The organism is Porticoccus sp. GXU_MW_L64 (assembly GCF_052983295.1).
Map to the genome: position 1 here is coordinate 235024 of NZ_JBRKJK010000006.1, position 14422 is coordinate 249445.

The window sequence follows — 14422 nt, forward strand, 5'->3', positions numbered from 1 at the left end:
CCATGCGTGTGCTGATTGTTGAAGACGAAACCGCACTGCGCGAACAACTGCAAAGCTCGCTCAGTGCGGAAGGGTACGCGGTAGACGCTGCCGCCGATGGCAAAGAGGGCCTCTACTACGGCAGCGAATACCCCTACGATCTGGCAGTGGTGGATATTGGCCTGCCTGGTATGGACGGTATTGAACTGATCAAAACCCTGCGCCGGAAAGACCGCGCCTTTCCCATACTGATTCTTACCGCCCGCGGCAATTGGCAAGACAAAGTGGCCGGGCTCGAGGCCGGTGCTGACGACTACCTGGTAAAACCCTTTCACCGGGAAGAACTAAAAGCCCGCATTCACGCCCTGTTGCGCCGGGCCGCCGGACACGCCAGTTCCACAGTGGCGTTTGGCCCACTGCAAATCGACACCGCCAGCAAACAGGTCGCCCTGAAAGGCACGCCACTGGAACTGACCAGCTACGAGTACAACACTCTGGAATACCTGAGCCGCAACCCCGGCAAAGTAATTTCCAAAACCGAACTAACAGAGCATCTCTACGACCAGGACTTTGACCGGGACAGCAATGTGATTGAAGTGTTTATCGGTCGCCTGCGCAAAAAACTCGACCCGCAAGGCAACCTCAAGCCCATCGCCACCGTGCGCGGCCAGGGCTATCGCTTCACACTGCAAAGTGCCGGGACAGGCAACGCCGTATGAAACCTTGGCTGCACTCCCTGGCAGGCCGCTTTGCACTGGCATCGCTGCTGGTACTGCCCCTGTTCCTGGGCCTCAGTGGTCTGGCACTGGAGCGCAGCTTTCGCCACAGTCAGGAATCCGCCCTTGAGGAGCGGCTAAAAAGTACGATTTATCTGCTGATGGGCGCAGCAGAGCTGGAAGGGGAGCAACTGTGGATGCCGGAAAGGTTTACCGAACCGCGACTCAATCAGCTCAACTCTGGCCTGTTGGCCACCATAGGTGATCACCATCAAATCCTGTGGCAATCTGCCTCTGCTCTGGCGGCAACACTGCCCTCGCCTGCCACCCCCTTGCGCACCGGTCAGCAACAATTTCACAAGCCCGGCAAAGAGGATGAGCTGCCTTATTACCGTTTTCACTACGATGTCAGCTGGCAACAACCATCTGGCGACAACCGCCAGTTGCGCTTTACCGTTGCCCAGGATCACAGCCCCGTAGAATCACAGCTGAGCGCTTACCAGCAGCAGTTATGGCAATGGCTCGGCGGCCTGGGATTATTTCTGATGGCGGCACAATTGCTGATTATGCGCTGGGGTCTAAAACCCCTGAAGCGAGTTGCCAGCGACTTGCAGTCCATCGAACAGGGCCAGCAACAACTGCTGCAGGGCCAGTACCCACGGGAAATCACCCCGGTTACCGAAAACCTCAACCGAGTATTACAGAGCGAACGCCAGCAACGAGAGCGCTATCGCAATACCATGGCGGATTTGGCCCACAGCTTGAAAACGCCGTTGGCTGTCATGCGCGGTCAATTAGAGGATGGGCATAAATCACCACAGGAACAGCAGCTTGAGCGTATGGAACAACTTGAGCGCATGGACCAAATTGTGCGCCATCAGCTACAGCGGGCTACGGTTGGCAGCAGTGCCAGCAATCATCGATGCCAGGTGGCACCAGTGGTGCAACGCCTGCTGGCGGCGCTGAAAAAAATACACCAACCCGCAGGGGTTCGCTTTACCACAGAGTTGGACCCCAATTGCCTGTTTCGTGGCGACGAAGCCGACCTGATGGAGCTGCTCGGCAATCTGCTGGAAAACGCCTGCAAATACGGTGCGGGGGAAGTATGGGTCGGTGCAGCAATCATCAACCACAGACTGCAACTGACTGTTGATGACAACGGCCCTGGCATTGCGCCGGAAAAGAGAGAGTCTATTTTGCGCCGGGGCGTACGGGCAGATACCACTACCCCCGGCCAGGGCATTGGCCTGGCGGTAGTGCAGGAGATAGTTACTGCCTATCAGGGGACACTGTACATTGAAGATTCACCCCTGGGGGGAGCGCGCTTTCGGGTGGTGATGCCGGTATAAACGTGCACACCGTCATCGCGAGCGTAGCGCCGCGATCTCAAGCAAAGTGGCTGAGGACTCGAAGAGTAAGCGATGGCTGTAGGAGATTGCCGCGTCGCTGCGCTCCTCGCAATGACGCACAATACGCCATCAAACCCTGTGCAACACAAACTCCAAGCGCCCGTCCAGCATCAGCACGCCACGTTGAATGGTAAACGCCTGCAACTGCCGCTCTACCACCGCCTGAGCGTGGCAGTGCCTCTGCAGCCCCTGTCGCGAGCCGGGTTGGAGGGTAAAACTGCTTTCCGATGCCACGCCGTAGCGATAATCCGACGGCGTTTTCTGGCGGTCTCGCTGCACAAAACCGTGGCCGCGAGTGCCGCTGTGCACATGGGGCTGCAATGCCTGTGACAGTGCCGCCAGAGCGCTGTTATCCAAATAATTAAACAAATCCCAGAACAGCAGCAAATCGAAACAGCGACCCTCAGGCAATGCCAGTGCCCGGGTAAAATACTGCTGCAATTGTTGTTGCTTTTGATCTTCTGTCAGCCCCTCATCCACAACCGGCAAAGGCAGCAAGTCAAACAGATCGGCAAACTGCAGGCGGCAGCGATAGGCAGAAAAAAAATCCAGGGTGGCCGCCACGCCGGGGCCAACATCCAGCACAGAAAGTGGCTGCTCAGGTTCCAGCCGCTCGGTCAGGGTGGCAAACAACTGACTCTGCTGCACGTTGGCAGCAGAGTCACTGTGGCTATTTACTGGTGTGTGCTGTGATTCCGTTGTGGTTTTGCGAAACACAGCAATCAGGATGCGCTTTTGGCGGCCTCACCGGGCTTGTTGTTGTCTTTGTGAAGCTCTTTCACTTCAGCGGCTTTCGGTGCCTTGGGTGCAACGGCAACGCTGTTGCCCGGGTCCATATCAATACTGCCCTTGAATTTGGCGCCGTCTTCCAGGGTGACTCTGGGGGCAACGATATTACCGCGCACATTGCCGCTTTTGGAAATTGTGACTTTTTCATGGCCGGCAATATCACCCTGTACCTCGCCATCAATGCGCACCATCTTGGCGGTGATATCTGCCTTTACCGCACCGCTTTTACCCACTGAAAGTTCGTGATCACTGAGGCTCACCGTTCCGTCTACCTTGCCGTCGATCACCAGGTTTTCGCCGCCGCTGATATCACCCTTGATGTGAATGGTTGCGCCAATCATGGCGCAAGCACGGGACGGAGAGGTAATGCTGGTGGCCGCCAGGTCACCGCGATCAACCTGGCTGTTGGAAACGGGTTTGCTGTACTTTTCATCGGACTTCTTGTCGAACATGGCTGCGATCTCTTATGGGTTGCAAGAACCTGAATCATCCGCGCAAAAAACGCCGCTTACCAGTACGCAAGTCACAGAATGCATAGAAGCCGCCTCGCTGTACCGCTACAATTCGTGCCCAAAAATAACGTTACAGTCACATGCGAATTTTCCTGGCCCCTATGGAAGGGGTGGTCGATCACCATATGCGCGACCTGCTCACTGATTTGGGCGGCGTTGATTTGTGCGTGACGGAGTTTGTGCGAGTAACCGACGCCGTATTGCCAGAGCGCGTGTTCAAACGCTTGTGCCCGGAATTGCTCAACCACTGCCAAACCCCGGCAGGTACACCGGTGCGCATTCAACTATTGGGCAGCAATCTGGACAAACTGGCCCGCAACGGTGCCAAAGCCGCCCGCATGGGGGCCAGCGCTGTTGATTTGAATTTCGGCTGCCCGGCAAAAACCGTCAACAGCAGCGACGGTGGTGCCACCTTATTGAAAGACCCACAGCGGGTATACGATGTGGTCAAAGCAGTGCGCGATGCAGTGCCGGACCATATACCGGTCACCGCCAAAATTCGCCTGGGTTTTGCCGACCGCAGCCGCTACCTGGATAACGCCACCGCCGCCTGGCAGGGAGGCGCCAGCGAGTTGGCAGTGCACGCCCGCTCCAAAGCAGACGGTTACAAACCACCGGCATACTGGGACTACATAGGTCGTATACGTCAGGCGGTGGATATACCGGTAATTGCCAACGGAGAAATCTGGACGCTGGGTGATTATCGGCGTTGCAAGCAGCAAACCGGCTGTACGGATTTTATGCTGGGGCGAGGTTTGCTGGCGCAGCCCGATCTGGCCCTGCAAATCAAACATTTTGAAGCCGGCACAGCGTACACTCCCCTTCCCTGGCACGATGTCTGTCAATTGCTCTACCGCTTTTACCGGGAAACCGGCGCCGCCTACCCGGAGAAATTCCTCGGCAACCGCGCCAAACAGTGGTTGATGTATTTGCAGCGCAGCTATCCGCAGGCCGCAGAACTGTTTGCCGAGATTAAACGCTTTCGGGCACACCAGGATTTTCAGGCGGCTTTTGACCGCCAGTTTGACAATGGCGACAAGATTGCGCAGATTGGCGACACAATAATTGAAACGGAGAGCTCCAATGACTGACAATCCCTACTCTACCCCGCAAGCGGACACCGCAGGCCCACACAGCAATCAAAATGTTAGCCAGGACGTTATCGACAAGCTGGCTGGCACCAAACCCTGGGTAACCCTGATTGCCGTACTGTTTTACATCAGCGCCGGGTTTATGATTCTTGGTGGCGCGGGCATGATGGTGGCTGGAAGCGCCATAGATAATGCCACAGGCACGGCAGACTTTATTGGCACAGGGGTTTTGGGGTTTATCTATATTTTCTCTGCACTGCTCTACTTGCTGCCAGCACTGTATTTGTCCCGTTATGGATCGCGCATTGGCGATTTAGTAAATAACCCCGACGAAAGCAGTTTGGTGGCGGCCATTGAACAACAGCGCAAGTTTTGGAAATTTGCCGGTATTCTTTGCATCATTATGCTGGCGCTGATGGTTGTGGGTATGCTGGCTGCCATTGCTATTCCGATGATGGCGATGTGAGACCTACATTGTCATTGCGAGGCCGCAGGCCGCGGCAATCTCGACCAGTATGGCAGAGGAGCTGGGGGATTGCCGCGTTGCTGCGCTCCTCGCAATGACGGGTTCAAATCACTTCAAACTCTTTGACACCACCTCGTAAACATCTTTCGACAAGTCCGCCGTTGCCATAATCCGGCTCAACTGTTGTTTCATCAGCTGTTGCCGCTGTGGTGTTTGCTTTTGCCATTTGGTTAATGGCGCCAGCAGCCGGGCGGCAATTTGTGGGTTAAGGTTGTTCAGTTCAATTACCGTATCCGCCAGCAATTGATAACCGGCACCGTCGGCACGGTGAAAATGAATATGGTTATTGGCGCAGAAAGCGCCGATCAATGAGCGCACCTTGTTGGGATTTTTGATATCGAATGCCGGGTGCTGCATCAGTTCCCTCACTCGTTCCACGGCACCTGACTGGGGGGCAATGGCCTGTATACCAAACCATTGGTTGACCACCAGAGCCTCGTGCTGCCATTGATGGTAGAACGCCGGAATCAGTTCCGCCGCCTGTTGCCCGGCAGCGGCGCCATCGGCGCAGGCCAACAGTGACAGCGCGGCGCTGCTGTCGGTCATATTGTTGGCGCTGTCGTATTGGTTGCGTGCCAGTGCAATAGCCTCGTCATCCGCCTGCAGCAAATAGCCGAGCGCTACGTTTTTGAGGCTGCGTTTGGCAATTTGGGCGGCATCGGGCTCGTAGGGCTCTGTAACTTGATTGTTGTCGTAGGCCGCCTGGAATTCGTCTTTCAGCTGTTCCGCCAACTGACCTCGCACAAACTCCCTGGCGCTGTGTATTTCATCCACATGGATCACGTCTGCCTCTTCCGCAAGGTACGCTTCGCTGGGCAATTTCAGCATCAGCGCCACCATCGCCGGATCCAGGGTGTCATCGTTCAGCACTGAGCGAAAGGCTTCCACCAATGTGCTATCCATCTCCAGAATGCCGCCGTTCAATTGCACGTTAACCAGTTCTGCAAGAGTTTCAGTGGCCAGGGTCTGACAGGCATCCCAGCGGTTAAAGCCGTCGCTGTCGCGACTCATCAAAAACAATAAATCGTCTCGGCTGTAGGGAAAGTTCAGTTTCACCGGCGCGGAAAAATCCCGCAACAGAGATGGCACCGGTTGTTCTGTAACGTTTTCAAAAACGAAACTCTGCTTGCGGCCGGTCACTTCCAGTACGATATCAGTGCAAGTTCGATCCTGTTCGACACCCTGCAATTGCAGTGGCAAGTCACCCTGCTGCCCCACCAGGCCAACAGTTACCGGAATATGGAAGGGATATTTTTCAGCCGCTTCCGGCGTGGCCGGGCAGCTCTGCGTAAAGTTCAGGGTGTAGGTTTGCGCGTCGGCGTTGTATTCACCGCTCACATCCAGCCTCGGCGTGCCCGCCTGACTGTACCAACGTTTGAACTGGGTGAGGTCGCGGCCAGACACTTCCTCCATGCAACGGGTAAAGTCGTCAATGGTGGCCGCGTCGCCATCGTGACGATTAAAGTACAGGTCGCTGCCTGCACGAAACAGTTCCGGGCCTAACAATGTGTGGTACATGCGCACCACTTCACAGCCTTTTTCATACACAGTAAGGGTGTAAAAATTGGAAATTTCGATAAAGCTGGCGGGCTGCACCGGGTGCGCCATGGGACCTGCGTCTTCGGAGAATTGCGCGGTGCGCAGCAGACTGACATCCTCTACCCGCTTGACTACCCGCGAGCCCATATCCGCCGAAAATTCGGCGTCGCGGAATACGGTAAATCCCTCTTTCAAACTCAATTGAAACCAGTCCCGGCAAGTGACCCGGTTGCCGGACCAGTTGTGGAAATATTCGTGGGCAACAATGGCCTCTACTCGCTGAAAAGCGGCATCGGTGGTGGTTTCAGTTTTTGCCAGAACCGCCGAAGTGTTAAAAATATTCAGGCCTTTGTTTTCCATGGCGCCCATATTGAAGGCGTCCACGGCAACGATCATAAAGATGTCCAGGTCGTATTCGCGACCGTACACTTCTTCGTCCCAGGCCATGGATTTTTTCAGCGAACGCATGGCGTGGTCGCATTTGTCGATGTCTTTTTCTTCCACAAAAATGCGCAGCTCGATAGTGCGACCACTCATGGTGGTAAAGCTGTCTTCAATATATTCCAGGTCCCCGGCCACCAAAGCAAACAAGTAGCTGGGCTTTTTGAAAGGGTCGTGCCAGGTGACAAAGTGGCGATTGTTGTCCAGCTCGCCTTTTTCGATGGAGTTGCCGTTGCTAAGCAGCACCGGGTAGCGAATTTTATCCGCCACTACGGTGGTGGTGTACTCGCTCATTACATCCGGGCGATCCAGGTAGTAGGTGATTTTGCGAAAGCCCTCTGCTTCGCACTGGGTGCAAAACATGCCATCGGATTGGTACAAGCCCTCCAGGGAGGTGTTTTCCTGGGGTTTGATAAATACCAGCGATTCCAGCACAAAGTCGGCGGGCACCTGTTTGATGGTAAGGGTTTCTGTATCGGTACAATATTTCGTGGCGTCCAGCACACGACCATCGATTTTCAACTCCCGCAATTCCAGGTCGATGCCGTGCAGTACAAGTTCGCTGTTTTCACTGGCTGTGCTGTTGCGACGTATATTGAGTTTGGCGGCAACAGTGGCACCTTCCTCCATTAATTCTACCCGCAGTTCGGTGGTGTCGATCAGGTAGTTTGGTGGCTGGTAGTCTTTCAGGTAAATGGTTTTGGGTTGTGCGTCTTTCATGGGGTTTTCTCTGTGCTCCGTCATTCTGAGCATTTTTCTGTACCCTGTCATTCTGAGCGCAGCGAAGAATCTCAACAGGCAATGCACATATGAGATCCTTCGCTACGCTCAGGATGACAATATTCAATAATTGAGTGTCACGTTATAAGCGGTGAATTTACGAACATTAATCACTCCGGTATCGAACATCAGGTATTGACCCTTAATGCCCATCAGTGTGCCTTCCACTAGCGGAGTTTTGTCGAAATTAAAACTGGTCACCTTGGTGGGGTATTCGATCACCGGGTAATCAATATTTACTGCCTCGGCACCATCGACAGGCTGGATGGCGTTGATGCCAAAGCGGTCGGTCAAGGCCGACAATTCCGTTTTGCACAGTTCAAACAGTTCGTCTCGTTTGGCCTGTAAATCCACGGCCACCACATCGTTTTTCAGCATGGCGCGCCAGTTGGTTTTGTCTGCCACATGCTGACGCAGGGCATCTTCCACCAGGCCGGACTGCTGCCGTGTGGCAACGCGCAAAATCGGCAATGCCTGCACTGCACCCTGGTCAATCCAGCGTGTCGGTATCTGATTGGCGCGGGTAATGCCCACCTTGACGCCCGACGAGTTTGCCAGGTAAACAATATGATCGGTCATGCAGAATTGTTCGCCCCACTCCGGCTCGCGGCAGGTGCCCTGGTCATAGTGACATTTTTCCGGGCTGATGATGCAGCTGTCGCACTGAGCCAGGCGACTGAAGCAAGGGTAGCAATACCCCTGGTTAAAGCTCTTTTTGGTTTTGCGGCCACAGTGGTGACAATGGATGTCGCCAGCGTATTCCAGTCGCAGAAATTCACCCACCAACGGGTTGAGGTCTATTCGTTGCTCGTCCAAAGGCAGTTGGTACTGCACCCGATCCGCCAACTCAACGGACATTTTTTTCAGGTGACCACTGTGGCAATTAGCACTCATTTACTGTTTCCACTTCAGGGTTTCAGAATCATCCAGGGACAGGTCGGTTTCACAGCCGGTGGGCTTTGGCGGTACATAACCGCTGCGTTTTTCCGGCGGCAAATGCTTGTGCTCCCAGGCGATCACCGCCTGCATACACAGCTCCCGCTGTTCCGCAGTCAGGGTATTGCCATCGGGCCATTTGCCCAGCTCCACAGAGCGTTTGAGATTTTGGTAAATATCCGGGGTGATGTTGTTTAATAACTGCTGAAAATCCATAAGGCATCCAGGAGGAAATATAAACGGCGATTATATCAGCGCCTTGATTTTGGCGCCGACACCATAGCCAGCACAAGGCCGGTGAGTAAGCCCCCCAGGTGGGCGGCATTGGCAATTCCGGTACCAAACAGTTGCGTAAGAGTGCCGGTCATACCCAAAACCAGGAAGACAAACATCATGGCAAACAACATTGGCGGAAAAACCAACAAGGGGTGAGGGTCGCGCTGCTGTCGCAGCCACAGGTATCCCATCAACCCGTAAACCACACCGGACATACCGCCAAAATGGATGGACTGGCTCCACAGATACTGGGCAATATTGCCGCCGAGCCCCGTGGCAACAACAATCATCAACAGGCGGCCACTGCCACACACCTGTTCCAAACGGCTGCCAAACACCCACAGCCAAAGGCAGTTAAACACCACATGGCTAACGCCAAAATGAAGAAATATCGGCGTCAGCCAGCGCCACAATGTGGCCACTGACCACTGTTCGTAAAACGGAAACAGCAACAGGCCGGTGATCGACGGAGACAGCTCAACCAACAAAGCCCCCGCCAGGCTCAACAAAATCCCCCACATCACCACCGGGAATTGGCGAAACAATTGCCACAATCGTTTTACCCCCTGTCCACCATTGCCAATGTGGAGTTTTGATGAGGGTGCAGCGCCGTAAGACCACGGGTCCTGAGCTGCACGGCGCTGGGACTCCATCACCTGCCGCACCAACTGGCCCACTTCCACAATATGCTCTGGCTGTTCAACCCACAGGGATTGGCGTTGTTCTTCGCGCACTATTCGGTGATTAATGCCTCGGCGCTGCAGCTCCGCCAGCAAATTTTCCGGATTCCAGCTGGGAGGAAACTGTGCCACCAGGGTCCAATTGTTTTCAGTCACCGTCATTTATGGGTTTTGTTGTTGCGATGGATGGCACCTACACGGCTGCCCCAACCCAGTTTGCTGCGACAGATTTCGTAAAAATTGTGGTCGGAGGGATGAATCAAACGTAGCTGTTTGGCTTTTTTACGAATGGAGATCACGTCACCCGGTTCGGTTTCTATGTGATTTTGGCCATCGCAGGTAACAAATGGGTGCAGCTCGTTGAGGTCGCTGACACGTATTTCGATTTCACTGTTGCCCGGCACCACGATGGGCCGACTGCTGAGGGTATGAGGGTTCATGGGCACCAGTACAATGGCGTCCAGATCCGGGTGCAAGATAGGGCCACCGCCGGAAAGTGCGTAGGCGGTGGAGCCGGTGGGCGTGGCCAGAATCAGGCCATCGGAACGCTGGCTATTGACGAACTGGCCATCGATATAAAGTTCAAATTCCATCATGCGCACCGACTGCCCCGGGTGCAGCACCACATCGTTAAGGGCAATGCCTGTGCCGATTTCTCCGCCATTGCGCGTGACGGCGGTCTCCAGCAAAAAACGGCTGGACTCGATGTAATTCCCGGCCAGCACTTCCCGCACCCGCGGGCCAATTTCGTCCGGGTATATGTCGTTGAGAAACCCCAGTCGACCGCGATTGATACCCAGCAGGGGCACATCAAAATCCACCATTTCCCGAGCGGCACTGAGCATGCTGCCATCGCCTCCCACCAGAATTGCCAGATCTATACAGTCGGCAAATTCCTGGCAGTCACACACCGGGTACTCAATGCCCTCGTCATTGACACCATCTTCCTTGAGAAAAGCCGCAGCACGGGAATCCACCATCAGGGCGTGGTCTGCGCCCAAATCGCTGACCAGGTAACGCAGTGACTCTACAACTTCCGGGTATTGCACGCGGGCCATCAGGCCAATGCGGGGAAATGAGGGCATACCATGCTCTTGTGACAATCGTGGAAGCATCGATTATACACAGGGGGCACCATCACTCAACGCACGAAGGTAGAGTCAACCTCCCCTCGCAAACAGGCCATCATGTACGGAAATTCTTCGGTGATGTAGTAGCCGTACACGCCATTAACCGTCATGCCATTGCACTCGTCCAGGTCACCCAGGCCGTCTACATATTCGTAATCATCGCGGAAGGCGCCGTCATAATTGCCACCGGGGTTGCCATCGCCCGTGGGCCGGGCACCGCTTCTCAGGCGATAGCTTGAGGTGGCCTGGCGCACAGTGCCGTTATCATCGAACCAGGTGCCAAAGATGGGAAAACCATCGGCGGCAAAGCCCACCACCGGCGACGCAATATTGGTATGACTGTGAAACAGCGCATTGGGAGAACCGTGATAGTGGTAACTGCCATTGGGCTGGGCATGGGCATTGTGGCTGTCCATGGCAAAACCACTGTTTTCAAACAACGGGTCGAAACGCCAGGGCTGATCCATGTTGTTGCAGCCGGTGCGTTCGTCGCCAACCCCAAAGCAGGCGGCAGCCAGCAGGTCGATTTTTACGCCGTTGAGCATCACGCCATTGTCCGAACCAATGGCAATGGGCGTGGGTTGAGCGGCGAATTGCGGGTTGACGGTAATTTGATAATTTTGGTTCTGCTCGGACACATCATTGGCAAAACTGCGGCTGCCATCGTTGAAGTCGTGGTTGGGAATACCGTTGGACTGAATCACACACTTGTCACCGTTGACACTGATGGTCAGCGCCCCGGCAAACAGCACATTGTTGTTCACATCCCGCGCTGAGGATTGGTAATTGTTGATGTAATCCTGGCAATTGGCGCTCAGGCTGGTGAGTATGGCGCCGGTGATGTCGATGGGGTCTCCACTGGGCGGAATACCCGTACCACCGCCCGCCCCCTGGCGAATTTGCAGTGCCTCGGTGCGCAATTGGTCCACCGTGTCCGAAAAATCCAAACCACTCAGCAATAAGTTATTGGTTTCGTCCGGATTGTCGATCAGATCATACAGCGTTTGGCTGCCGTCGCTGAGTTCTATCAGCTTGTAACGGTCATTGCGAATAGCCCAGCCGGAGCGCTGGTCACTGTCGAAATCTGTGTAGATATACTCTCTGGAAGGACTGTTGGCATCCGTCAATAGCCCGGCAAAACTCTGGCTGTCGTGAATGGCAGTGGTACTGCTGCCCGCCAGATCGGTTATGGTGGCAAACAGATCGGTACTGTTCACCAGGGCGCCCTCGCGCTGGTTTTGGCGTGTGACACCGGCACCGGAAACCACCAATGGCACACGCACGCCGCCTTCCGTCAGGCTGCCTTTGGAACCGTTGGCAAACACAAGTTGATCAGTAACCCGTGCCGGGCTGCCGTTGTCGCCAATGTAAATAATCACTGTATTGTCTCGCTGCTCCTGCTCCATGGAGTCCAACAGGCGGCCAATCTCTGTATCCATGGCTTCAATGGCTGTGAGGTAATAGTCTCGCGGGTTGTCGTTAATGTCAGCAGTTGCACCGGACAAACTGGCGCTGTGCAAGTCATCAGGGGGCAAGTGAAATGGCGCGTGGGGTGCAATATAGGCGAGCCACAAAAACCAGGGACCAGACCGGGATTGCAGCCAATCGATGGCCTGGTCCGTCAGTTCTGTAGTGTTGTAAGTGGCCGATGGGGACGTCTGCCCGTTGACGGTGAAATTCCACTGGCTGTAATCGTTCACTCCCCCGCCCAGCACACCGGCAAAGTGTGGAATACCCATATCGTTGGGGTGGCTGTCCGCTGCATTGCCCCCACCCAGATGCCACTTGCCCACCAGGGCAGAGTCGTAACCCGCTGTGGCAGCATCGTTGGCAAGAAAGGAATGCAGGGTGACTTCGTCGTCTGGCAGGGTAGCGCCGATAGAGGTCACGCCTGTATTGACGCCGTACTTACCCGTAATGATGCTGCTGCGCGTTGGCGTACAACCGGGGGTTGCCCAAAAGTTATCGAACACCAGACCATCATCCGCCAAAGCGTTCAACCTGGGCGTATTGGGCAGATCCATGGACAGATCGTATTGCGCCGATGAATCCAGGCCCTGATCGTCAGAGATAATCAGCAGAATATTGGGCCGCGAAGGGTCAACACCGCCGGGTGGGTTAGGGTCTGGGTTAGGGTCTGGGTCTGGGCCTGGATCGGGAGTCGGCTCCGGGTCGGGAACCGGTACAGGGTTCGGCACACCACTGCCCGTGCCGCTGTCAGAGCCACCACCGCCGCCGCAGCCAGCCACCACAACAGTCATCAATGCCAAACACACTACCCACGATTTCATAACACTGCCCCATTCGTTTTTGATGCTCAGAGTCTATGAGGGGTGTGTGCAAGTTTGGGTATGCTGATTGTCAGGGGTGGGTAAATATTGTGTAAAGACTTGGACTCAGGTCTTGTATGGATCCCCACCTGCGCGGGGATGACGAACTTAAGTAAGTATAATTCGGCTCTGACTCCTTTAACGCTTTAACGACCCTTTAACGAGGGCGTAAAAAGGGCAGTTGGCGTTTAACCAACGGCCCTTTTCGAGCAGGACAATGTTAATCAGGCCAGCGCTTCCAGCCCCTTATCATCCACCAGGTTCAACAGCTTCAGTGACGGGCCATTTGGCTTTTTCTGGCCCTGCTCCCACTTCTGAACCGTGGACAAACTGGTGTTAAGATAGGCCGCAAACACCGATTGGCTGGCTTTCTGGCGGGTGCGGATGCGCTTGATCTGCGCCGCCGTGTACTGTTTTACCGGCGGCAGGCACAGGGCGTCAAACTCGTGCATGGTGGTGATGTCCATCACCCCGGCTTTGTGCAGCCCTTGTGCTGTTTCATGGATGGTTTCCAGGAGAGATTTAGTCATCATCTATCACCTCTATTTCAATCAGTTCTCCAGCTCTTAAAGCCTGTGCCAGTTGCTTATCGTCGTGGCCCAATAGCTCCGCAGCCAACAGTTTCAAAGCCTTCAGTTCCCTGGTATTCACATTGGCCCGCTGGCTTTTGGCAAACCCGTACAGGAAAAAGGCTTTGTCACTCACCTTGAACGCCAGTAAGGTTCTTACGCCACCGCTCTTGCCTTTATTGCCGAGGGCAACCCGTTTCTTGCACACGTTGCCGCCCAGTTTGGCATCGATCAAGCCCTGTTCCATTTCCTGGACAGCGTCAATCAACGCCTCGTCACTCAGCCCTTCGTCTTCCGACCATTTGCTGAACGCCTTGGTTTTAAAAATTCGCACATTGTGTCCTTGGAATTTGACCGCAACTATAGCACCTAGTGCCATATTGTAACACTATCTCTCTGCCATCTTCTTAGCCGCTTCTTTTGGCTGTAATGCAGGGGCGCGACAGCGCCCCCTGTGCCGTTGCAAAGCGGCGAGAGGCTACTGCCCCTCGACTTTGTGCATATGTTCGCGCTTGACGACCCACACACACTACGGCAAGTGGATCAAAGGAGATGCACCCAACCAAGCGGCGCGCATATCAACAATGCTGGGATTCTCGGGTAAGCGTCCGGCCAACACATCTACCGATCCGGTGTTGATCCGATAATGATGGTGTCCACCTATTATTAAGTGGACACCTATTATGGATACATTAAGCGGCACCTCACTCTCATTCCCG

The 14422-nt window shown here is 54.8% G+C and carries 15 protein-coding genes; 4 read left to right on the top strand and 11 right to left on the bottom strand.

Annotated elements, in window-relative coordinates; translation table 11 throughout:
- Positions 1-2: 2 nt before the first annotated feature.
- Both ACVBEJ_RS06500 and ACVBEJ_RS06505 read left to right on the top strand, forming a co-directional pair.
- A complete protein-coding gene (locus tag ACVBEJ_RS06500) occupies positions 3-698 on the top strand; it encodes a response regulator transcription factor (protein ID WP_447128799.1) in 696 nt (231 codons plus the stop codon).
- Positions 695-2044, top strand: coding sequence for an ATP-binding protein (locus ACVBEJ_RS06505; RefSeq protein WP_447128800.1), 1350 nt, complete (start codon positions 695-697; stop codon positions 2042-2044). Before ACVBEJ_RS06500 ends, ACVBEJ_RS06505 begins: the two co-directional genes overlap by 4 nt.
- Before the next feature lie 129 nt (positions 2045-2173).
- Here ACVBEJ_RS06505 and ACVBEJ_RS06510 read toward each other — a convergent pair whose 3' ends face one another.
- Positions 2174-2821 carry a hypothetical protein gene (locus ACVBEJ_RS06510; protein WP_447128801.1) on the bottom strand — a complete coding sequence of 216 codons (648 nt, stop codon included), beginning with the start codon at positions 2819-2821 and terminating at the stop codon, positions 2174-2176.
- A gap of 5 nt (positions 2822-2826) precedes the next feature.
- Positions 2827-3345, bottom strand: coding sequence for a bactofilin family protein (locus ACVBEJ_RS06515; RefSeq protein WP_447128802.1), 519 nt, complete (start codon positions 3343-3345; stop codon positions 2827-2829).
- 140 nt (positions 3346-3485) lie between these two features.
- Between ACVBEJ_RS06515 and ACVBEJ_RS06520 the strand changes: the two genes are divergently transcribed.
- The gene (locus ACVBEJ_RS06520; protein ID WP_447128803.1) at positions 3486-4496 is read left to right on the top strand and encodes a tRNA dihydrouridine synthase; all 1011 of its coding nucleotides are present in this window, start codon (positions 3486-3488) and stop codon (positions 4494-4496) included.
- Complete coding sequence (locus tag ACVBEJ_RS06525) at positions 4489-4962, top strand: DUF5362 family protein (protein ID WP_447128804.1); 474 nt, start codon at positions 4489-4491, stop codon at positions 4960-4962. The genes ACVBEJ_RS06520 and ACVBEJ_RS06525 overlap by 8 nt, the downstream gene beginning before the upstream one ends.
- A gap of 108 nt (positions 4963-5070) precedes the next feature.
- On the opposite strand, the gene pepN is transcribed toward ACVBEJ_RS06525, so the two are convergent.
- From pepN to ACVBEJ_RS06570, 9 genes are all read right to left on the bottom strand, one after another.
- Positions 5071-7722: an aminopeptidase N gene (gene pepN / locus ACVBEJ_RS06530; protein ID WP_447128818.1), complete on the bottom strand. Its 2652-nt coding sequence runs from the start codon at positions 7720-7722 to the stop codon at positions 5071-5073.
- A 123-nt stretch (positions 7723-7845) separates the two neighbouring features.
- Positions 7846-8676 carry a DUF2797 domain-containing protein gene (locus ACVBEJ_RS06535; protein ID WP_447128805.1) on the bottom strand — a complete coding sequence of 277 codons (831 nt, stop codon included), beginning with the start codon at positions 8674-8676 and terminating at the stop codon, positions 7846-7848.
- Positions 8677-8934 (bottom strand): YeaC family protein, encoded by a 258-nt coding sequence (locus ACVBEJ_RS06540; protein ID WP_447128806.1) that lies wholly within the window; start codon positions 8932-8934, stop codon positions 8677-8679.
- Between the two features lie 35 nt (positions 8935-8969).
- A complete protein-coding gene (locus ACVBEJ_RS06545; protein ID WP_447128807.1) occupies positions 8970-9830 on the bottom strand; it encodes a rhomboid family intramembrane serine protease in 861 nt (286 codons plus the stop codon).
- A gap of 2 nt (positions 9831-9832) precedes the next feature.
- Complete coding sequence (locus tag ACVBEJ_RS06550) at positions 9833-10759, bottom strand: NAD(+) kinase (protein ID WP_447128808.1); 927 nt, start codon at positions 10757-10759, stop codon at positions 9833-9835.
- 56 nt (positions 10760-10815) lie between these two features.
- Positions 10816-13095, bottom strand: a complete 2280-nt coding sequence (locus tag ACVBEJ_RS06555; RefSeq protein WP_447128809.1) for a sulfatase-like hydrolase/transferase — start codon at positions 13093-13095, stop codon at positions 10816-10818.
- Between the two features lie 263 nt (positions 13096-13358).
- Complete coding sequence (locus tag ACVBEJ_RS06560) at positions 13359-13664, bottom strand: helix-turn-helix domain-containing protein (RefSeq protein ID WP_447128810.1); 306 nt, start codon at positions 13662-13664, stop codon at positions 13359-13361.
- A complete protein-coding gene (locus tag ACVBEJ_RS06565; RefSeq protein WP_447128811.1) occupies positions 13657-14037 on the bottom strand; it encodes a type II toxin-antitoxin system RelE/ParE family toxin in 381 nt (126 codons plus the stop codon). Before ACVBEJ_RS06565 ends, ACVBEJ_RS06560 begins: the two co-directional genes overlap by 8 nt.
- Positions 14038-14232: 195 nt before the next feature.
- Positions 14233-14422 (bottom strand): hypothetical protein (locus ACVBEJ_RS06570; protein WP_447128812.1); only part of this gene is annotated, 190 nt, incomplete at its 5' end.